This window comes from Paenarthrobacter aurescens (assembly GCF_041549525.1).
Lineage (GTDB): Bacteria > Actinomycetota > Actinomycetes > Actinomycetales > Micrococcaceae > Arthrobacter > Arthrobacter aurescens.
Window position 1 is genome coordinate 1,632,790 of the sequence record NZ_CP157456.1, and the last position, 18,145, is coordinate 1,650,934.

20 protein-coding genes and 1 pseudogene are annotated in these 18,145 nt (G+C 61.0%); 9 read left to right on the top strand and 12 right to left on the bottom strand.

All coding sequences use genetic code 11. From position 1 onward, the window contains the following. Positions 1 to 119: 119 nt before the first annotated feature. A complete protein-coding gene (locus ABI796_RS07615; protein ID WP_141283897.1) occupies positions 120 to 1,325 on the bottom strand; it encodes an MFS transporter in 1,206 nt (401 codons plus the stop codon). A gap of 133 nt (positions 1,326 to 1,458) precedes the next feature. Between ABI796_RS07615 and ABI796_RS07620 the strand changes: the two genes are divergently transcribed. Beyond that, positions 1,459 to 1,893: an NUDIX domain-containing protein gene (locus tag ABI796_RS07620; protein ID WP_141283896.1), complete on the top strand. Its 435-nt coding sequence runs from the start codon at positions 1,459 to 1,461 to the stop codon at positions 1,891 to 1,893. 28 nt (positions 1,894 to 1,921) lie between these two features. Here the strand turns inward: ABI796_RS07620 and ABI796_RS07625 are convergent, their stop codons facing one another. Continuing rightward, on the bottom strand, positions 1,922 to 3,010 hold the full coding sequence (locus ABI796_RS07625) for an Rv2578c family radical SAM protein (RefSeq protein ID WP_141283895.1): 1,089 nt from the start codon (positions 3,008 to 3,010) through the stop codon (positions 1,922 to 1,924). A gap of 88 nt (positions 3,011 to 3,098) precedes the next feature. Here ABI796_RS07625 and pcp point away from each other — a divergent pair, with 88 nt between their 5' ends. Continuing rightward, entirely contained in the window at positions 3,099 to 3,740 is a 642-nt protein-coding gene (gene pcp, locus ABI796_RS07630; protein WP_141283894.1) for a pyroglutamyl-peptidase I, read from the top strand. On the opposite strand, the gene ABI796_RS07635 is transcribed toward pcp, so the two are convergent. Together ABI796_RS07635 and ABI796_RS07640 are read right to left on the bottom strand one after the other, a co-directional pair. Beyond that, a complete protein-coding gene (locus tag ABI796_RS07635) occupies positions 3,737 to 4,366 on the bottom strand; it encodes an SIMPL domain-containing protein (RefSeq protein WP_141283893.1) in 630 nt (209 codons plus the stop codon). The genes pcp and ABI796_RS07635 overlap by 4 nt on opposite strands. Beyond that, complete coding sequence (locus tag ABI796_RS07640; protein WP_141283892.1) at positions 4,363 to 4,815, bottom strand: hypothetical protein; 453 nt, start codon at positions 4,813 to 4,815, stop codon at positions 4,363 to 4,365. The genes ABI796_RS07635 and ABI796_RS07640 overlap by 4 nt, the downstream gene beginning before the upstream one ends. Positions 4,816 to 4,916: 101 nt before the next feature. Here ABI796_RS07640 and ABI796_RS07645 point away from each other — a divergent pair, with 101 nt between their 5' ends. From ABI796_RS07645 to ABI796_RS07660, 4 genes are all read left to right on the top strand, one after another. After that, positions 4,917 to 5,852 (top strand): LppM family (lipo)protein, encoded by a 936-nt coding sequence (locus ABI796_RS07645; protein WP_141283891.1) that lies wholly within the window; start codon positions 4,917 to 4,919, stop codon positions 5,850 to 5,852. A 185-nt stretch (positions 5,853 to 6,037) separates the two neighbouring features. Then, entirely contained in the window at positions 6,038 to 7,099 is a 1,062-nt protein-coding gene (pheS, locus tag ABI796_RS07650; protein ID WP_141283890.1) for a phenylalanine--tRNA ligase subunit alpha, read from the top strand. Between the two features lie 2 nt (positions 7,100 to 7,101). Beyond that, complete coding sequence (gene pheT, locus ABI796_RS07655) at positions 7,102 to 9,645, top strand: phenylalanine--tRNA ligase subunit beta (RefSeq protein WP_141283889.1); 2,544 nt, start codon at positions 7,102 to 7,104, stop codon at positions 9,643 to 9,645. A 184-nt stretch (positions 9,646 to 9,829) separates the two neighbouring features. After that, positions 9,830 to 10,696 carry a serine protease gene (locus tag ABI796_RS07660; protein WP_141283888.1) on the top strand — a complete coding sequence of 289 codons (867 nt, stop codon included), beginning with the start codon at positions 9,830 to 9,832 and terminating at the stop codon, positions 10,694 to 10,696. A 185-nt stretch (positions 10,697 to 10,881) separates the two neighbouring features. On the opposite strand, the gene ABI796_RS07665 is transcribed toward ABI796_RS07660, so the two are convergent. Both ABI796_RS07665 and ABI796_RS07670 read right to left on the bottom strand, forming a co-directional pair. Beyond that, positions 10,882 to 11,235, bottom strand: coding sequence for a hypothetical protein (locus ABI796_RS07665; protein WP_141283887.1), 354 nt, complete (start codon positions 11,233 to 11,235; stop codon positions 10,882 to 10,884). Beyond that, positions 11,232 to 11,510, bottom strand: a complete 279-nt coding sequence (locus ABI796_RS07670; protein WP_141283886.1) for a hypothetical protein — start codon at positions 11,508 to 11,510, stop codon at positions 11,232 to 11,234. The genes ABI796_RS07665 and ABI796_RS07670 overlap by 4 nt, the downstream gene beginning before the upstream one ends. Here ABI796_RS07670 and ABI796_RS07675 point away from each other — a divergent pair. Then, a pseudogene (locus ABI796_RS07675) lies at positions 11,494 to 11,721 on the top strand (DUF4193 family protein); the annotation flags it as partial. The gene ABI796_RS07670 and the pseudogene ABI796_RS07675 sit on opposite strands and share 17 nt — an antisense overlap. Positions 11,722 to 12,294: 573 nt before the next feature. Here ABI796_RS07675 and ABI796_RS07680 read toward each other — a convergent pair. The 3 genes from ABI796_RS07680 to ABI796_RS07690 form a co-directional block, all read right to left on the bottom strand. Then, positions 12,295 to 12,813, bottom strand: coding sequence for a hypothetical protein (locus tag ABI796_RS07680; protein WP_141283885.1), 519 nt, complete (start codon positions 12,811 to 12,813; stop codon positions 12,295 to 12,297). After that, positions 12,810 to 13,772 (bottom strand): alpha/beta hydrolase, encoded by a 963-nt coding sequence (locus ABI796_RS07685; protein ID WP_141283884.1) that lies wholly within the window; start codon positions 13,770 to 13,772, stop codon positions 12,810 to 12,812. Before ABI796_RS07685 ends, ABI796_RS07680 begins: the two co-directional genes overlap by 4 nt. Before the next feature lie 103 nt (positions 13,773 to 13,875). Continuing rightward, positions 13,876 to 14,832 carry a hypothetical protein gene (locus tag ABI796_RS07690; RefSeq protein WP_141283883.1) on the bottom strand — a complete coding sequence of 319 codons (957 nt, stop codon included), beginning with the start codon at positions 14,830 to 14,832 and terminating at the stop codon, positions 13,876 to 13,878. Positions 14,833 to 14,957: 125 nt separating this feature from the next. Here ABI796_RS07690 and ABI796_RS07695 point away from each other — a divergent pair, with 125 nt between their 5' ends. Then, positions 14,958 to 15,158, top strand: a complete 201-nt coding sequence (locus tag ABI796_RS07695; RefSeq protein ID WP_281283984.1) for a helix-turn-helix domain-containing protein — start codon at positions 14,958 to 14,960, stop codon at positions 15,156 to 15,158. Positions 15,159 to 15,192: 34 nt separating this feature from the next. Here ABI796_RS07695 and ABI796_RS07700 read toward each other — a convergent pair whose 3' ends face one another. Next, positions 15,193 to 15,657 (bottom strand): hypothetical protein, encoded by a 465-nt coding sequence (locus ABI796_RS07700; RefSeq protein WP_141283881.1) that lies wholly within the window; start codon positions 15,655 to 15,657, stop codon positions 15,193 to 15,195. Between the two features lie 206 nt (positions 15,658 to 15,863). Further along, positions 15,864 to 16,055 carry a hypothetical protein gene (locus ABI796_RS07705; RefSeq protein ID WP_174754557.1) on the bottom strand — a complete coding sequence of 64 codons (192 nt, stop codon included), beginning with the start codon at positions 16,053 to 16,055 and terminating at the stop codon, positions 15,864 to 15,866. Positions 16,056 to 16,158: 103 nt separating this feature from the next. Here ABI796_RS07705 and ABI796_RS07710 point away from each other — a divergent pair, with 103 nt between their 5' ends. Further along, positions 16,159 to 16,797, top strand: coding sequence for a 4'-phosphopantetheinyl transferase superfamily protein (locus ABI796_RS07710; RefSeq protein WP_141283879.1), 639 nt, complete (start codon positions 16,159 to 16,161; stop codon positions 16,795 to 16,797). Here the strand turns inward: ABI796_RS07710 and ABI796_RS07715 are convergent. Then, entirely contained in the window at positions 16,794 to 18,137 is a 1,344-nt protein-coding gene (locus ABI796_RS07715; RefSeq protein ID WP_141283878.1) for a M1 family metallopeptidase, read from the bottom strand. The two genes, ABI796_RS07710 and ABI796_RS07715, sit on opposite strands and share 4 nt — an antisense overlap. Between the last annotated feature and the right edge of the window lie 8 nt (positions 18,138 to 18,145).

Consider the following 18,145-nt stretch of genomic DNA (forward strand, 5'->3'; position numbering starts at 1 on the left):
AACAAGAAACGGGCTCCGCTTCGGCGGAGCCCGTTTCTTGTTTGATCGGCCTTGACCCCGTCACCGGAGGCCTTCAGCGACAGCGAGGTTCGGAAGTGATCAGCGAGGTTCGGAAGTGATCAGGCCAACGGCTTTTTTCGTTCCAGCAGGCCGCTCAGCAAAGCTACTCCGAGGCCCAGGATGGCAAGCACCGCACCCACCAGGGCGGGAGCAACATAGCCCCAACCCCACGCAATTACGGTGCCACCCAGGAAGGCGCCAAGCGCATTGGCAATGTTGAGGGCTGAGTGATTCAGCGAGGATGCCAGCGAAGCCGCTCCCGGTGCCGCGTCCAAGAGCCGCGTTTGCAGTGCGGGAGTGAGCATGGAGCCAACCCCGCCCACTACAAAGGCCATGATGAAAGCGGCCCATGCCCAGTGTGCTGCAATGGCGTACACCACCAAGGCAACAGCAATTCCGGGCATGACCCAATAGATGGTTCCCATCACTGATCTGTCAGCAAGGCGTCCACCCAAGATGTTGCCCGCCACCATGCCCAGCCCGTAAAGGGCCACAACGGCGGGAATGAGGTTTTCAGGTATGCCGGCCACGGAGGTCATGGTGTGGGCGATGTAGGTGTACACGGCGAAGAATCCGCCGAATCCAATGATGCCGATCAGCAGGGCAAGCCACACCTGGAGCCGTTTGAGGGCACCCAGTTCGCGCCGGATGCTCGCCTCCGGGTGGGCTGGCTCGAAGGGAACGAATTTCCACACCAGGGCAACGGTCAGGAGCCCGATGGCACCCACTATGACGAAGAGGAGGCGCCAGCCGAAGGTCTGGCCCGCCCACGTTGCTGCCGGAACGCCGATGACGTTGGACACCGTGAGCCCTGCCATCACCATGGAAATTGCCCAGCCCCTTTTGGTGGGGGCCACAAGTCCGGCAGCGATGACGGCCGCCACTCCGAAGAAGGCTCCGTGGGGCAGTCCTGACGCAAAGCGGGAGAGCAGCATGAAGCCGTAGTCGGGGGCGATGAAGGACGTCAGGTTCGCCAAGGACAGGAACAGCATGAGTCCCAAGGCAAGGTGTTTTCTTGGAAGTTTTGCTCCGAAAGCGGCGAAGAGCGGGGCACCGATGACGACGCCCAGTGCGTAAGCGGAGATGAGATTCCCGGCCTCGGGGGTGCTGATGCCCAGGCCCTCCTCGATCTCCTTGAGCAGTCCCATCATGGCGAACTCGGTGGTGCCGATTGCGAATCCACCCATGGCCAACGCCAGGATGGCCAGGCCAAGGTGGTTCTTTGCCGTTTTGGCGGCAGCGGACGGGGACGCGGTGATAGTCATAAGCCTGCTTCTTGGAGGTGCCTTAGTGGCCGGGAAATGCGGAGAAAATCCGATAATAAGTTTAGTCCCGTGGAGAGAACTAAGAACCGGTATGTGAGAAGTCCCATTGCCCGGGCCGCCATAGACTGTTGCGGTGACTTCATTGATCAACGTAGTGGGCGCCGCCGTCGTCGACTCCCTGGAAGCCCCCACCCGCCTGCTGGCCGCACGCCGCACAGCGCCTCCCCAGTTTGCCGGGATGTGGGAATTTCCCGGTGGCAAGGTTGAAGCAGCAGAAACTGCCGAAGCAGCATTGCACCGGGAACTTGCCGAAGAACTGGGAGTTCAAGTGCAGCTGGGGGCGGAGCTGGAGTCCGGCAACCCCGTTGGGTGGACGCTGAATGAGCGCGCGGCAATGCGCGTGTGGTTCGCCGAAGTAACCGTGGGGGAGCCGCAGCCCTTGGAAGACCACGATGAATTGCGTTGGGTGCCGTTGACCGATGACCATCAGGTTCTTGGCCTTCCGTGGATACCGGCAGACCTCCCCATTGTCCGGGCCTTGCTGGACCGGGTAGCTGCTCCCGCGTGAAACCGGGCCCGCAGCTTAGAGCGGACTTTTAGAAAAGCGGCTGTTGTCCGGGCAGGGGAGCTGCGGCTGCGGGGGCAACTGCGGACCCGGTGGCGGCCCGGGCATTGCGGTGGCTGAAACCGGACGTCCCTGTGAAGCCGTACTTGGCTTTGAAGAACGTGACTCTCCCGGTGAGCCAGGTGCGGTATTCCTTGGAGGCGTAAGCTCCTTTGCCATAGAGCCGCCTGTATTTGCCCACCAGTTCGGGGTGCTGAGCGGCCAGCCAGTCCATGAACCACTCCCGGGTTCCCGGTTTCAGGTACAGGGCGCCGGCGGTGACTCCTGTGGCGCCAGCCTTGGTCAGCTCGGCGAAGAGATCATCAAGGGCCTCATCGGAGTCTGTGAGCCACGGGAGAATGGGCATGGCCATCACTCCGCATCCCAGTCCGGCGTCACGGAGCCTGGCTATGAGTTTGAGCCGGGCCCTGGGTGAGGGCGTGCCGGGTTCAATGAGCTCTGCGAGGTCCTGGTTGGTCATGGCCAATGAAATGCCGAGGTCCACCGGTACCTGGGTAGCTGCGTGCTTGAGCAAGGGGATGTCCCGGGCCAACAACGTGCCTTTGGTCAGGATGGAGAACGGCGTGCCGGAATCGGCCAGGGCGCGGATAATTCCGGGCATGAGTGCGTAGCGGCCCTCCGCGCGCTGGTAGGGATCGGTATTGGTGCCGAGGGCAACTTGAGGCCTTTCCCAAGAGGGTTTGGCCAGTTCCTTGCGGAGCACCTCCGCGGCGTTGATCTTAACCACCACCTGCGAATCGAAGTCCCGCCCGGCGTCGAACTCCAAGTAAGTGTGACTCTTGCGGGCAAAGCAGTAGACGCATGCATGGCTGCATCCGCGATACGGATTGAACGTCCACTCAAAGGGCATGTTGGACCCGGAAGGCACCTTGTTGAGCACTGACTTTGCGGTGACCTCATGGAAGGTGACTCCGGAGAATTCGGGTGTGGAGATGGAACGCACAAGTCCGGCAAGCGGCAGCAGAGGCTCCATTGCCGGGGCAGGGCCTGGAGCCTCGATTCCGCTTGTAACTGACGCCGGTCCACGGGTAGGTGAAAGTGCTTGTGCGTCCCATCTCATGAACTCCATTCGAAGGTATGTTCGAACGAATGTCAAGGCCGCCCGCAGTGGGGGCGGAGCAGTGGCCGGGCGTTGCTATGGTTGGTCCATGATTCTGCTGACTGGCTTTGAACCTTTTGGCGAGGACACCGTAAATCCATCATGGCTGGCAGTGCAGCGGGCAGCGGAGTTGCTGGCCTCCGAAGGCATTGCCGTTGAAGCTGTGGAGCTGCCCTGCGTCTTCGGTGAATCAGCCACGGTTCTCATGGACGCCATCATGGGCCTGAAGCCGGAGATTATTGTTTGTACCGGCTTGGCCGGGGGTCGTGCGGGGATCTCCCTTGAACGCGTGGCCATCAACTGCGATGACGCACGGATACCGGACAACAAGGGCCAGCGACCCATCGACGTTGAGGTCATTGCCGGGGGACCTGCGGCGTACTTTTCAAGCCTGCCGATCAAGACCGCGCTCAGAAATCTACAGATCGCAGGAATCAGGAGTGAAGTCTCGCAGAGCGCAGGTACTTACGTTTGCAACCATCTTTTCTACGCATTGATGCACTCCCTGGCATCAAAGCCCGGTGTCCGCGGTGGATTCGTCCACCTTCCATACCTCCCGTCGCAACTTCGGGCAGGCAGCGAAACACCGTCCATGCCCCTGGAAGCCATGGCAGAAGGTATCGCCATCGTCGCCAGGACCGCCTTGGACACAACGGCCGATGTGAAATTCGCAGCTGGGGCAATCAGCTAAAGAAGCTCCCACTCCACCTTGATGCTCGCTGAAACAGAGGACTCCCCGGCTTCCACGGGCATGGCTTCTGCGGCGAAGGAAGCCCTCACCATTCCACCCAAAGGGACAGGCGCGCCGTGCAACGGTTCCTGGGCAATGGAGACCACCTTTCCAAGGCTGGCCGAAGCCAGAGACGCATATTGTTCCGCCCGCGCCACCGCATCCTGCCATGCAGCCTCCTGCGCCCGGGCAAGAACGGAGGAAGCATCCGCGAAGCCCTGCTCGAGCCCATTGATCCGAACGTCATCTCCGCCGGCAGCCACCGCGGCAGCAATAGCCACAGGAGCGTCCGCCTGGGAACGGATTCCCACCTGCAGATTGGTGGAGGCCACATAGGCGTTCACCTTCTGGCCTTGCCCCTCCACCCAGACCAGATCGGCGCGCAGGTTCAACCCGCTCGTCCGGAGGTCCACGGCTGATATGCCGGACTCCCGCAAACTGGCCGCCACAGCGTTAGCCGCTTTTCCGGCGTCGTCATATGCTTTTGCTGCGGTGTCCCGGCGCGTTTCCACGCCAAGGGTCAACGTCACCAGGTCCGGAACGGCCTTCGCGCTCGCGGTCCCGGTAACAGTGATGGTTCGGTTCATGCTGAGGCCTCGATTCGTGGGCCTGCAGGGCTGTCCTGCCGGCGGTGGTCAGTGTCAACGTAGCCGCCTGCGGCGAGGCCGGCTTGCCTTTCAAAGAAATTCTTCAACCCGGGGTTCCCGCTTCGAAGCATGGACCACGCCGCGGCAATGCCGTAGAGGGCCAGAAAGGGAAGCCCCAGGCAGTATGCGTACTGGCTGCTGTGCCGCTCTTCATGCCCCAGGAGAACGGGGTCACGTCCGGCGGCGCCATGCGGGGCCCGGTAAAGGATGACGTTACCCAAAGTGAAAGCGCCGGCATGGGGAAACTTCCAGTGGTAACCGGCCGCGATCAGCAGCCCGCGCGGCCCGTTGGAGACGGTGCACCTGGATGCGACCGCTACCAACAACCCCAGAGGTGTGGAGAAGTTGAGGACATTTGCGAGCTGCCGTAAGCGTTGCACGGGAGTCATGAAGCCATGCTAGCCCCGTTGACTGTGGCGCAGCATGGATGCCGGGGATACGCTGACTGGGCGCGCGTCTGTGCCGCACTCACATTGGGGGAAGAAGGAAAATGAACGCGAAACGCGCCTTGGGCGTCGTCGGTGTACTGCTCGCACTCATGCTGGCTTTGACAGGTTGCGTCAAGCTCAACATGTCCGTGAAAGTCAACAATGAAAAGAGCGTGGACTACGAGGTGGTCTACGCAATCCAAAAATCCGTGCTGGGAGAGAAGTCCTTCGACGAATTCATGGAGTCCAACGGTACCGGAAGCCAAGGGATGGACATCCCGGACGGTGCCACAGTGGTGGATTACGAGGACGAGAAGTACAAAGGCAAGCGGATCACCGCTGCCAACCTGGACCCAGCCAAACTTGCCGAGTCCTCCAGCTCCGAGAGCCCCTTCGACCTGAAAAGGGACGGGGACTTCTACGTCATCTCCATGGGCGGAGTGACCGGCGGTGAAAGCGGCGACGCCTCATCATCTGCCATGGCGAAGTCCATGTTCGACGAAGCCTCCGTTACGTTCACCTTCCCCGGCAAGGTAGTGGAAGCCAACGGCGCCACCGTGGACGGTAACAAAGCCACTTTCGACATGCTCTCCGTCAAGGACACGGTTGTCCAAGCCAAGGCCGAGGCCAACGCCGGAATTCCCCTGTGGATTATCTGGACCCTCGTGGCAGTTCTCGTCATTGCCGCCGCACTGGTCCTCCTGTTCGTCCTGTTGCGCAAGAGGTCAGCACGTCAAGAGCCGGCGCTCGCTGGGGCAACTCCCTATGATCCTCAGGGGTACGCAGTCCAGCCGGTTGTCCAACCCCAGCAGCCGCCCTATCAGCCACAGCAGGATTGGGCAGGGCAAGGCTATACGCCGGGAGCACCGTCTGCGCCGGTACAGCCGCCCAGTCAGCAGCCGCCGGCCCAGCAGCCGCCCGCCCAGCAGCCGGGTCAGACGCACGACGGCGGCCGCGTACCTCCTCCGCCGCAGGCACCGCCCGCTTCCGGCGCCTAAGCGCACACCGCAACCTCAGCCGCCGTCGTCGTTTCACATAGCGGGACGGGTTCGGGTGGGTTAAATCGCCCCCGTGAGGTTCAACTAGACTGAAGGGTAGTGCCTGCCGTCCGCGGCGAGCACTACCCTTTCGTTTTGCAGGCCAGCCTCGCCGGCCGCTCCCAACTCGTAGCTAAGAACAGTAGATGACTGACACTTTGCCAGGCGCTGCCATCCCGAATCCGCTGGATGAAGCCGCCATCAACGCCGCCGTCGAGGACGCCATTGCAGCCATTGCTGCCGCATCCTCCCTTGAAGAACTCAAGGCTGTCCGCCTCGCCCACACCGGAGAGAAGTCGCCCCTGAGCCTTGCCAACCGTGAAATCGGTGGGCTCGCCAAGGAACACAAAGCCGCGGCCGGTAAGCTCATGGGTTCCTCCCGGGGCCGCGTCAACCAGGCGCTCGCAGCACGCACAGCAGTTCTCGAGGCTGAGAACGACGCCCGCATCCTGGTTGAAGAGACCGTGGACGTCACGGCCGCACCGCGCCGGCGCCGGGCAGGCGCACGCCACCCGCTGTCCACGCTGCAGGACCGCGTCTCTGACATCTTTGTGGGCATGGGTTGGGAAATCGCCGAAGGCCCCGAGGTGGAGTCCGAGTGGTTCAACTTTGATGCCCTGAACTTCAAGCCGGACCACCCGGCCCGCGAAATGCAGGACACATTCTTCGTGGAGCCCCCCGAAGCGCATCTGCTCATGCGCACGCACACGTCCCCGGTGCAGGTCCGTTCCATGCTGGAACGTGAAGTGCCCATCTATGTACTGTGCCCCGGCAAGGTTTTCCGTACGGATGAACTGGACGCTACGCACACACCCGTCTTCCACCAGTTCGAAGGCCTTGCGATCGACAAGGACCTCAGCATGGCTGACCTGCGCGGCACGTTGGAGCACTTCGCCCGCCAGATGTTCGGCGACGAAGCTTCCATCCGCCTGCGCCCCAACTACTTCCCGTTCACGGAGCCTTCCGCTGAACTGGACATCTGGCACCCGGGCGCCAAGGGCGGTCCGCGCTGGATCGAGTGGGGCGGCTGCGGCATGGTCAACCCCAACGTCCTGCGGGCAGCGGGTATTGATCCGGACATCTATTCAGGTTTTGCCTTCGGTATGGGTATTGAGCGCACGCTCATGTTCCGCAACGAGGTCGGCGATATGCGCGACATGATCGAAGGCGACGTACGTTTCAGCGAGCACTTCGGGATGGAGATCTAACAGTGCGTATCCCACTTTCCTGGCTGCGTGAATTCGCGCAGGTTCCGGCCGATGCGACGGCCGAAGACGTCATGGCTGATCTGGTCAAGGTTGGTTTTGAAGAAGAAGAAGTTCACCGCCCCACGGACGAACTGACGGGTCCCGTTGTGGTGGGCCAGGTTCTGAGCCTGGTCAAGGAACCGCAGACCAATGGCAAGACCATCAACTGGTGCCAGGTCCGCGTGGTTCCTGAGGGCCAGGAGCAGACGCTTACCGGCGAGGGCATTGATCCTTCCGGCGTGCAGGGCATCATTTGCGGTGCCCACAACTTTGTTGAGGGCGACAAAGTGGTTGTCACCCTGCCGGGCGCTGTTCTGCCCGGAAACTTCCAGATCTCGGCGCGCAAGACTTACGGTCACCTGTCCGCGGGCATGATCGCTTCCGTCCGTGAGCTGGGTATCGGCGATGACCACGACGGCATCCTGGTGCTCTCGCGCATCGGACTGGACCCGGAAATCGGCTCAGACGCGATGGAACTGCTTGGTCTTTACGACCAAGCAGCCGAAATCAACGTCACCCCGGACCGCGGTTATGCCTTCTCCATCCGCGGTGTGGCCCGCGAGTACGCCCACGCTACCGGAACGTCGTTCACGGACCCCACGTCCAAGGTCAACGCACCGGCTTCCCTGCAGGGCGGCTACGGCGTCAAGCTCAACGATGACGCGCCTATCTACGGCAAGCCCGGATGCGACCGCTTCGTGGCCCGCACGGTCCGTGGCGTGGATGCTTCCCGTCCCACCCCGCCGTGGATGTCCTCCCGCCTTCGCCTCGCCGGCATCCGCTCCATCTCCTTGCCGGTTGATATCTCCAACTACGTCATGCTGGAGCTCGGCCAGCCGAACCACTGTTATGACCTGGATAAGCTCTCCGGCGACATCGTGGTGCGTCGTGCCGTGGCGGGGGAGAAGATCACCACCCTGGATGACAAAGAGCGCACGCTCGACGTCGAGGACCTGCTGATCACTGATGACTCCGGTGCTATTGGTATTGCCGGTGTCATGGGTGGTGCGCACACTGAAGTGTCCGATTCCACCACGAACATTCTGGTGGAAGCTGCGCACTTTGACGAGGTTTCGATCGCACGCTCCCGTCGCCGCCACAAGCTGCCGTCCGAAGCGTCCAAGCGCTTTGAGCGCGGCGTTGACTGGCACGTGGCCCACATTGCTGCCCAGCGCGTGGTGGACTTGCTCGTGGAACTGGCCGGTGGGGTCGCTGACGAGGCGGGAACCGACGTCGGAACCGCTCCTGATGCTGTGACCATTGAGTTGCCGGCAAAGTTCGCCTCCGCGCGTATCGGCATCGACTTCACCGAAGAGCAGATCACCACGTCTCTGGAAGACCTTGGTGCCGTGGTGGAAAAGACCACCTCCGGTTACACAGTGACGGCTCCGAGCTGGCGCAATGACCTCGAGACCAAGGAAGACCTCTCCGAGGAAATCGCGCGGCTGGTGGGCTACGACAACATCCCCTCGACACTTCCGGTGGCGCCCCCGGGCCGGGGCCTCAGCCGCACCCAGCAGCAGAAGCGCCGGGTTGTCCAGGCGTTGGCTGATGCGGGGCTTACCGAGGTGTTGTCCTACCCGTTCGTCTCCAAGGCAGCCAACGATACTTTCGGTGTTGCCGCTGAAGGTGCTGCCCGTCCCGCACTGAAGCTTGCCAATCCCATCAGCGAGGAACACGGTTATCTCCGTACGTCCATCCTGCCGGGATTGATCGAGGTTGCACGCCGCAATCACTCACGCGGTTTCCGCGATTTGGCTGTGTACGAGGCCGGTTCGGTCTTCCTCCCTGGCGAAACGCTGGGCACGGATTCCATCCCGCCGCTGGGCGTCAAGCCCGCCGATGAGGTTCTTGATGCACTGTACGACGGCGTCCCTCACCAGCCGCTGCACATCGCCGCAGTCCTGACCGGACATGATTCACCGGCCGCTGCGACGCACACGCCTCGGGCGTGGGATTGGGCAGACGCTCTTGACGTGGCACGCCTGATCGCCGATGTTCTGGGCGTGGAATTGGTTGTCAGCCAGGGAAGCCACCAGGCGTTCCACCCTGGCCGTGCAGCTCAGCTGGCGCTGCGCAACGGTGAAGTAGTGGGCTACGCCGGCGAGCTTCACCCGAAGTTGTTGGCTGCGCAGGACATGCCGGCCCGCTCCGTGGCGCTTGAGGTCAATGTGGAGGCGTTGTTCGAAGCTGCTGCTGACGTGATCGTGGCCAAGCACATCTCCGGATTCCCCGTTGCGACGCAGGACGTTGCCTTGGTTGTCCCGCAGGACGTGCCGGCGGACCAGGTTCTGGCTGCGCTGCGTGAAGGTGCGGGCGAGCTCCTCGAAGACGTCGCGCTGTTCGATGTCTACGCGGGTCCCGGAATCGACGAAGGTAAGAAGTCACTGGCTTTCGGCCTCCGCTTCCGTGCTGACGACCGCACACTGACCGCGGATGAGGCTTCTGAAGCCCGTGCCGCAGCTGTTGCTGTTGCAGCCGAGCGCTTCGGAGCTGTCCAGCGCTGATACTGCTCGCGATTGATCATCCCCGGAACCATCTGGTTCCGGGGATTTTCTTTTAATCGAGATTGAGCTCCCAGCATCTTGACAGACTATTCACATGTGTATGACAGTTCTGTCATGCGCATGTGAAGCATGTGTATCACATCCCTCGCACGGTTCCATAAGAGCCGTCCTTTGAAAGGTACCCATGAAGAAGCACAACGTTGCTTTGCTCGTCGGGGCAGCAGTCATGGCTTTGACATCCTCACTTGGCGGAGCTGCAGTGGCGTCAGAGTCGACGCCCCAACCAGCCGCAGCCGAGGTCCAGCCCGTATCGCACATAGTGGACAAGTCGCAGACGTCAGGCTCGGCCGCATCCCCTTTGGCTGACCGGTATGTCATTGCCGCGCCTTCCAAGACCGGCGGCGCGTCCACGGATTCGGTCATCGGCGCTGATGGTCGCGTGCGGATCACCAACACCACAGCAGCCCCCAACCGCTCCATTGTGCAGATCGAATTCAACGGCGGCTACATCTGCTCAGGAACCTTGATCTCAGATGACACCGTGCTCACGGCCGGACACTGTGTTCACGAGGGCGGCACGGGTTCAACGGCTGACTATTCCTGGGGCGTCAAAGTAGCTCCGGGCCGCAACGGTTCAACGGACCCCTACGGAACGTGCGGTGCCACTGAACTCCTCACGGACCAGCGCTGGATCGACTCCGCCAACACCAACGCGGATTGGGGTGTCATCAAGCTCGACTGCACCATCGGCAACACCACCGGCTGGCTCAACTACACCGGCACCACGGCGAGCCTCAATGGAATCAGCACCACAGTGCGCGGCTATCCGGGAGACAAGGCATTCGGCACCATGTGGTCCATGACCGGACCCATCGAGAGCACGCAGACGGAAAAGGTGTTCTACAAGATGGACACCTATGGGGGCCAGAGTGGCGCCCCTGTCTACAACAGCTCCAACACCATCGTTGCCATCCACACCAACGGTGGAAGCTCCAACTCCGGCACCCGCATCACTCCCACCCTGGCCAACTACCTGACGTCGGTGAAGTAGCCCGGCTGGGTTAATCCGGCCAGCAGTGTTCCCCGCGGCGTGTTCATGGCTGCGGGGAACACTTGCGTCCAAGGAGATACGTCAGACACAAGCTACAGTTTGCAGGCGCGAACGATGCGATTTGTGAGGTGGGTTGTGCCTGGGTGCGATGTCGGACTCTCTACACGTTGAAGCTGGTATGCGAATCACTCAATAGTCGGGTGGGCCGGAAAACTCGAAATGATCAACAAGACCTTCGCGCCCGATAGCCAAGGACTCCATGTGAGAAGCGACAGCCATAGCATTAATGTTGTCGACGGCATCTTGTTCTTGGTGTTGTCGAAGATTCCAATGTCGTCTTTATCAGCCACGTCCTGCATTCGCGCCCTGTAGTTCCGGTTCCATCGGTGAGCTGGAATATTCATTTCCTGACGGAACTGAAAAGCCAAGTGAATCTCACTCATCTGAGCCATGATGCGGGGCTTGATTCTCAGTCTTGAGTTGGCAGGTTCAAGCAACCAAAGCGCGCAAGCCGCTGAATCGAGGGCGTTGCGGATCAACGTGTAGGGTCCGTACGGCCCAAGCTGACGTGGACGTTTTCTTCATCCTCGTCCACCCTCATCTGCTGCAGGCTTTGTAGGCAACCGAAGGCCACGACGAGTTGAGCGTAAGCGAACTGGGACACCGGGAACGACTGCAAGGCTGCATCGTCGGTGCTGAGCGGGGAATTGGTCTGAACGGTGCTGTATTGTCTCAACGTTGCTTCCCATTCGCGGAAGCTGGCAAATGCACTCAGGCCTATGCCGACGGCGGCCTTTTCTGCTTCATCGGTCACAGCTTCGGCGTCGGTGAATGATGTGTCATACGGAGAATCTGGTGCAGATTGGGCCGGTCCTTGCGATGAGACCTCAAGGCCGCTGGTTGTTCAGGTCATCCCGCCGGCGGCTGATGAGTTCACCTGCTTCTCGTGTTTTCTGGTCCGCCACCGCTCCCAGATAGCCCGAAAGAAAGACGGCCACGCCCACTGCGTGGAGTGCGAAGGCTGAAGCCGGGCTATTCTTCACTTCGTACCGGCGGGCTTTGCTGGTCATTGCTTCCTACCGGAATTTGCCCTCGGGATCTGGTGCGCATCGGGTGTTGCCGCCGAGGGAGGTGCCGAAGCTGCTGGTTCCGAGCTGCATGGAGAACTTGCCATCGCCAAAGCCTGTGGTCGTCTGGTCTCGGTTAGACCCCGAGGGCTGCGTTTGAACAACTCTTAGCCCTTTGCTCTCAAAGATCTCCCTTACCGTCTTATGTATTGCTGCAGCCTGCTCTTCTGTGATCGTGCCCTGCGTACTGTCGTAATTGAACCGAGTGCCCTCGGTCCCGTCCGGGAGGGGGCACGCCATGCCGGGTTTATCGGGTGTAATTTTCGTCCAGTCGCCAGGGGCGAGAGCTTGAATTTGTGTGAAGATGTCGAGGTATTCCGTGCGGGCTTGTTCTGGTCCCCTAGTTTGCTCCTCGGTGCTGGTAGGTGGGTTGGTGCTCGGCGTTGTTCCGCACCCAGTGAGGACCAGAAGAAGGACCGCCGTGGCGGGAAGGGCACGCCAGTAATGGCGGCGTCTCGGGGTCATTGTTTCCTACCGGAATTTGCCTTCCGGATCGGAAAAACAACGGGTGTTCCCTCCGAGGGCGATGCCGTATTTGCCTGTGGTGAGTCCCATGACGAACTTTTCGGGGCCGAACACGTCGGTTCTTCTGACAAAGTTTTCGCCTCCGTCGGTGTGTTGCGTGACGGTGAACCCTGTGGTATGGAACTCAGCCTTGACCTTGTCGTGGAGAGCGTCCATTTCTTCCCGGCTCAGCGGGCTTCGGGTGGCATCGAAAGAGACTTGGGTGCCTTCAGTGCCGAGAGGGCCATCACAGACCCCTCCGGGTTTGTCTGGCGTGACCTTTGTCCAGTCGCCTGGGGCGTGGGCTTGAATCTTGGTGAAGAGATCGAGATATTCCTTGCGGGCTTGTTCTGATCCCATGGTCTGCTCCGCGGTGCTGGTAGGAGGATTGGTGGTCGTCGTCGTCCCGCATCCTGCAAGGGTGAGAAGAATGATGGCTGCCGCGGGAAGGACACGTCTGTAAACGGGGTGGAGTTTGGTGGTCATCGTTTCGCATTCGTGAGTTGATCGTGCAGACCGAGAGAGATCTTGGCTTGGTTAATGCTTGACTCGGTTCTCCTGTCGAAGTATCCGTAGATGCCGTTTTCGCCTCCAGTTTGTCCATCATGGGTCTTCGTGGGGTGCTCGATGGTGCCATCCGGTGCTGTCGCGCCGTCTGTGCCGAAGGTGACGGCCCCGAACCCCGGGTCGGTGGTGTATTTGCGGTACGAGCCAGCACCATGCCCGATCACTGCTGTGTAGTCCACGGTGTAAGTTCCCCGGTAAACGGTGCCGCCGGGGTTCAGGTGGAGATCTTTCACAGAGGTCACGTTATCAGGGGCTCCAACGTCACCGACGAGAACGACGTTATCGACAGGCAGCTCTTTTTTTGCTGCTTCCATTACCCCGAGGGATCCCATGGAGTGCCCGATAGCTGTTGTCATGGCAGTGTTGTCGAGGCTTTCATGAACAGCGTTGAACCCTGTCACGTCGTTGCGAAGGGCAGCTCCCACGACTTTTGCCTGGTCGTTGCTGAACACACCGAGGTCCTTGGCTGGTTCAGCGCCAATCCAGGCAACGACGGCAAGGCGGTCCGGGTCAATTCCATGAGGGACAGCATGTTCACGTTGATCGGCTCTTTGATCCTTGGCCTGCTTGGTTTTGGAGGACATGTCATGGCCAACGGTGGTATTCAGCCCGGGGACCTGGTAGGTGACGTGCTTGGCGGCATCGAGGTCTCCCACGGAAATAGATGCACCATATCCAGTCTCTGATCCTTGCCGCAGTCCAAAGGGAACGAAGCTTACGAGTTGAAAAGCCGATGACTCGTCATCGGCGTCGGCAACTTTGGGGTCGCCATTGGTGTCGTAGAGCGATTCCCAGACTTTGTTGACCATGCCTTCCTGGGAGCCTTCATCAACTTCTCCGCCGTGCTCTTGGCGGTATTTCTTCCAGTGGTCGTGCATTTGCAGCAACTTTTGGCGGTTGGCAAGGTCCCGGGCGGTCGCGGTGACACCGTTCAGGTTACCTATGACGTCCGGAAGAGCTTCGATCAGAAGGTGCTGTGCTTCACTGACGGTAACTTTCCCTGTGGCAGGCTCGACGGTGTGGCCGAGACCAGACCACCACGTGGCTGTCGCTACGGGGGTCCAGTCCTGGTTGGGTCAGGAGTTCCCGCAGCCGGGCGGTGCCACCCTTACCGAGCCAAACCTTCCGTTGCGCGGCACTCATGGTTCCGAGGTCGTTCAGGCCCACTTGGTTTGGTGCTGCGTACTGGATGAAGAGTCCGTTGAGCGTGCTGTCTGCGACGGCGCCACTGCCTGCTGTTTCGAATGCGGTGGCGACCTGCTCTATCCAATTGGCATCTGCTGCGTTGGCGGCGAGCAGTCGCTCAAAACCAGCAACAAAAGATTCAGTCTCGATGTTCACCCAGGAACATGATGCTGTGAAGCTGCTCCAGGCGTTCCGGGCTGCGGCAAAGTGTGTGTTCAGGGTGTTCGTGGCAGTCCGGGACACCGACGCGAAGCCGCGCAACTTGCCCGGATCAGCTGAGGTGGTTCCGGTTCCCGGCCCGCCGGCGAACCGGGGCCGTTCCCGCGCCGAAAACGCAGCTGCAACTGTAGGCGCAGCAATCGGCGTTCTCTCGGGCATTGGGTCCAGGACCATGGTGGCGACTGTTGCGGATGCTTCGGCGATGTTCCCGGAGAGCAGTTGCTGTTTGCGGAGATTGTCGCGTTGCTGCCAGGCGTCCATGTTCTTTTGCCGGGTTTTCTCTTGCTGGGCCCTGTGCTTGGCCTCACCGACGTCCTCGGCCAGAGCCGCGAGGACACCAGAGAGCTTGCCGCGATCATCGGACCTGACGCCGCAGGCGTCCTTGAAGAGACGCCCGTAGCTGCCGTTGAAGTCCTGCACTGCCTGCTCCACGGCCCCGTACAGGAAGCCTCCTTCGGCACGCAGAACCTCGTCGGCGGAGTTCGCGGCACTGATCAGCGCATCGGCTGCGCCGTCATCAAAAGCAATTCCCATGCCAGGCCCCCAGGCAGAACAATAAATCCAATGACTAGCATAACTGCTGTTGCGCAATTGAAAGGTTAGTGGTGTTGGACGAATTTAGGAGGGTGTAGGCCTGAGGATGCAAGAAGCACCGCTTCCTGGCCACGGAACAGGCTGCCGAGAAACTGAACATGTCAGTGAACCAGATCCGGGCGCTGCTCAAGTCTGGTGATCTGCGGGATATCCAGATCGATGGCCGGAACGTCTGGCGCATCGCTGCAACCGACGTCGAGAGCTACATCGCTGAGGCGTACAGGGTCACTGCAGAGCGGATCGCCGCCGGCGGACTGCCTGAGTGATGGCACGGCGAACAGACTTGAAGCGATGCTGCGCCTAGCGGCGGCTTCCTCGCGTCTTGTGCCAGTACTCGGCGCTCTGGCTCTCGGTGCCCACGATGTCGTCGGATTTCGGCGTAGCTGGCCACATCTCCAGTATGTAATGATCGATGACTTCTTCGGAGAATTCTCCATCATGGCCTTCGTCGCGTCCCTTCGCGCTGACCGGCAGCCGGTAGCTGCCGGACGGCACGTGGCCTAGCTCGCCGGTGGTCTCGTCCGCCCACGAGGAATCACTGTCCAGCTCTGCAGGCTCATCCAGGAGCATGATGCGCACGTCAGAGCCGCCCGATCGCCGGCCGAAGCGGACGTAGATGGCATCCGGATTGGACGCCGGGCCCAGGCCGTTGACCTGGCCATCGAAGAAGCGTTCAAAGATTCCGTCAAAGCCATAGCCGGACCACAGAAGGTTGAACTGGCCGTACTCGGTCATGATGACTTGATCGAGCAGTACTCTTTCCACGGACTCAGCATACGAGGGAGCGGCCGGGTTATTCAGCTGCACCGGTGAAGTACTGCGCGACGTCGTAACTGCCGATCAGCCGCGCCAGCCCCACGGGATTCTGTCCACTTCCGTTGACGCTGTGTGGATCAGCGCCGTGCGATCGGAGGAGCTTCCATATCTGAGCCGCAAGACAGCGCACGCCGGCAGGATTGCCTAGGGTCTTCTCAGGACTTGTTCCTGGTTCCGGGGATGTGAGTTGCTGAGGGCTCAGTTGCAGCAAGTTCACGCAGCTGGCGGGGGCGGAATGGTTTGATCAAGTATGCGGTGGCTCCGGCTGCGATGCCATGAAGTTCATCATCACGCTCAGCGAAAGCTGTGATTCTGTCATTGTAGAGGTTGCTTAAGTCGAAACTCATGTCGAGGTTTCCAGATAAAGTAAGGATCGCCAATCAACCGCAGAAATTCCACCCATTCCTGTTGCGACATTTCGCAGGAGCCAAAGCTGTGAAAGGGGTCGTGATGGACAGTCCGGTGCTTGACCTACGGCAGCTCCATGACCCCCGCATTCCTGACACCAGACTTGAGGTACTCGGGAAACCTGCCGAACGACGCGCCCTACGCTACGCCAACCCTGCACATCGAAACGAGTTCGTGGCCGGCCGGTTGGCCGTACTGCACTTTGCGGCGACGCTTGTGGGAGTGGAGTCCCGCCGCCTCGTTCCTGACTTTCACTGTCCGCGGTGCGGCCCCGGCCAGGACCATGGTCGCCCAGGGTTCATGCTCGACGGCGGCGCCGCGCCTCTGGCGCTCAGTGCATCCCGGGCGTCGGGCTGGGTACTACTGGCCGGCGTCGTGCATGCTCCCGAAGGACTACGGCTGGGAGTGGATCTTGAATCGACCGGCAAAGCAACCTTCGAAGGCTTTGACGACATCGCGCTGACCGCAACCGAGAAACGCTTCCTGTCCACCATCTCGGATCAGGAGCGAGATAGTCAGCGCGCGCGCCTGTGGGCACGCAAAGAGGCATGGCTGAAGATGACGGGGGAGGGCCTGAGGCGCAACCCCGCAGAGCTGGATGTGCTGGACCTGCCCGGCCTGAGGGATATCACGGAAAGGGCACTGCCTGACGGTTTGGTAGCCGCCTTGGCACTGGGTTAGCGCGCCGAAGGCAGGGCCGGCAGCGAAGCTTCGTACAGCCACGGGCGGATAATCGAGGCGCAATCAAAGCCCGGAAGGAACGCGTCCGCAGCTGCGACGAACGATTCCGTGGAGACTGAGCCGTGCCGGTTCGTGGCCGTCCAGTGCTGCAGGAATCCGAAGAACGCTTCGTCCCCGGCCGCCATCCGCACAGCGTGAACGGCAAGTGCGCCGCGCTTGTAGACGCGGTCATCGAACATCAGCTCAGGGCCCGGGTCACCTACCAGCAGGTCCTGCGGCCCGGCGTCGAGCCTTTTCCATGCGGCTGTTGCCCGCGAGGCAACAGTCATGGTCCTGGATTCCTCGGACCACAACCATTCGGCGTAGCAGGCGAAGCCTTCGTGCAGCCAGATGTCTTTCCAGCTGGTGACCGTCAGGGAATTACCAAACCACTGGTGGGATAGTTCGTGCGCGATCAAGCGCTGTGAATCCCAGGTATCGCGCATATGGTTCCGGCCAAAGATGGAAACAGTCTGGGCTTCCAGCGGAATTTCGAGTTCATCCTCAGTAACCACGGAGGTGTAATCGGCGAAGGGGTAGGGGCCGAAGCAGTCCTCGAAAGTACGCATCATGTCCGGCTGACGTCGCAGGCCTTGAAGGGCGTCAACGGCCGTTTCGGGGGTGACGGCTACGAATTGAGGGACACGGTGGTGGGTGTCGTCCACGTGCAGCGGAACCTTGGCGTACCGCCCGATCTGAACAGTGGCCAAATAGGTTGCCATGGGCTCGCTGTTTTCGTAAACCCACGTTTCCCGGCTTGATTTTCGCGAGTGGGATACCAGCCTGCCGTTGCACACCGGGCGGTAGTTATCGTCCGTGGTTACCGAGATGAGGAAACTCGACTTGTACCGGGGATGGTCGTTGCAGGGGAACCAGGACGCCGCGCCGTTTGGCTGGCCGGCCACCAGGACGCCGTCGTTCAGTTCTTCCCACCCCACTTCGCCCCACAGGCCGCGGCGCGGCTGCGGGTTGCCGTCGTAGCGGATCTCCAAGGAGAACTGCTGGCCGGCCTTGAGCGGGGACACAGGTGTCAGCACGAGGTGTTCTGCCCGGTGACTGAACTTCTGCACCTTCTTGCCGTCCAGCTGAACCTTGCTCGCCCGCAGTCCTACCAGGTCAAGGACGATCTGGGCCATGGGCTCCAGGACCGTGCATCGCAGGACTGCCTTGCCGATCAGCTTGTTGCTGCCCAGCCTGACATCGAGGTCCAACTCGTACCTGTCCACGCGGTAGGCGCTGCTGCCGTGGTTCAAGGCGTAGGGGTCGGCTTCGGTGAGGTGAGTATTGATTGGAGCGGCCATATCCGTCC

Excerpts from the sequence above, each read along its gene's own strand:
- pcp (WP_141283894.1), top strand. The coding sequence starts at position 3,099 with ATGATTCTGCTGACTGGCTTTGAACCTTTTGGCGAGGACACCGTAAAT.
- ABI796_RS07635 (WP_141283893.1), bottom strand. The coding sequence starts at position 4,366 with ATGAACCGAACCATCACTGTTACCGGGACCGCGAGCGCGAAGGCCGTT.
- ABI796_RS07645 (WP_141283891.1), top strand. The coding sequence starts at position 4,917 with ATGAACGCGAAACGCGCCTTGGGCGTCGTCGGTGTACTGCTCGCACTC.
- ABI796_RS07680 (WP_141283885.1), bottom strand. The coding sequence starts at position 12,813 with ATGACCACCAAACTCCACCCCGTTTACAGACGTGTCCTTCCCGCGGCA.
- ABI796_RS07710 (WP_141283879.1), top strand. The coding sequence starts at position 16,159 with ATGGACAGTCCGGTGCTTGACCTACGGCAGCTCCATGACCCCCGCATT.
- ABI796_RS07715 (WP_141283878.1), bottom strand. The coding sequence starts at position 18,137 with ATGGCCGCTCCAATCAATACTCACCTCACCGAAGCCGACCCCTACGCC.
- ABI796_RS07690 (WP_141283883.1), bottom strand. The coding sequence starts at position 14,832 with ATGGGAATTGCTTTTGATGACGGCGCAGCCGATGCGCTGATCAGTGCC.
- ABI796_RS07660 (WP_141283888.1), top strand. The coding sequence starts at position 9,830 with ATGAAGAAGCACAACGTTGCTTTGCTCGTCGGGGCAGCAGTCATGGCT.
- ABI796_RS07685 (WP_141283884.1), bottom strand. The coding sequence starts at position 13,772 with ATGCACGACCACTGGAAGAAATACCGCCAAGAGCACGGCGGAGAAGTT.
- ABI796_RS07615 (WP_141283897.1), bottom strand. The coding sequence starts at position 1,325 with ATGACTATCACCGCGTCCCCGTCCGCTGCCGCCAAAACGGCAAAGAAC.
- ABI796_RS07625 (WP_141283895.1), bottom strand. The coding sequence starts at position 3,010 with ATGAGATGGGACGCACAAGCACTTTCACCTACCCGTGGACCGGCGTCA.
- ABI796_RS07640 (WP_141283892.1), bottom strand. The coding sequence starts at position 4,815 with ATGACTCCCGTGCAACGCTTACGGCAGCTCGCAAATGTCCTCAACTTC.
- ABI796_RS07705 (WP_174754557.1), bottom strand. The coding sequence starts at position 16,055 with ATGAGTTTCGACTTAAGCAACCTCTACAATGACAGAATCACAGCTTTC.
- pheS (WP_141283890.1), top strand. The coding sequence starts at position 6,038 with ATGACTGACACTTTGCCAGGCGCTGCCATCCCGAATCCGCTGGATGAA.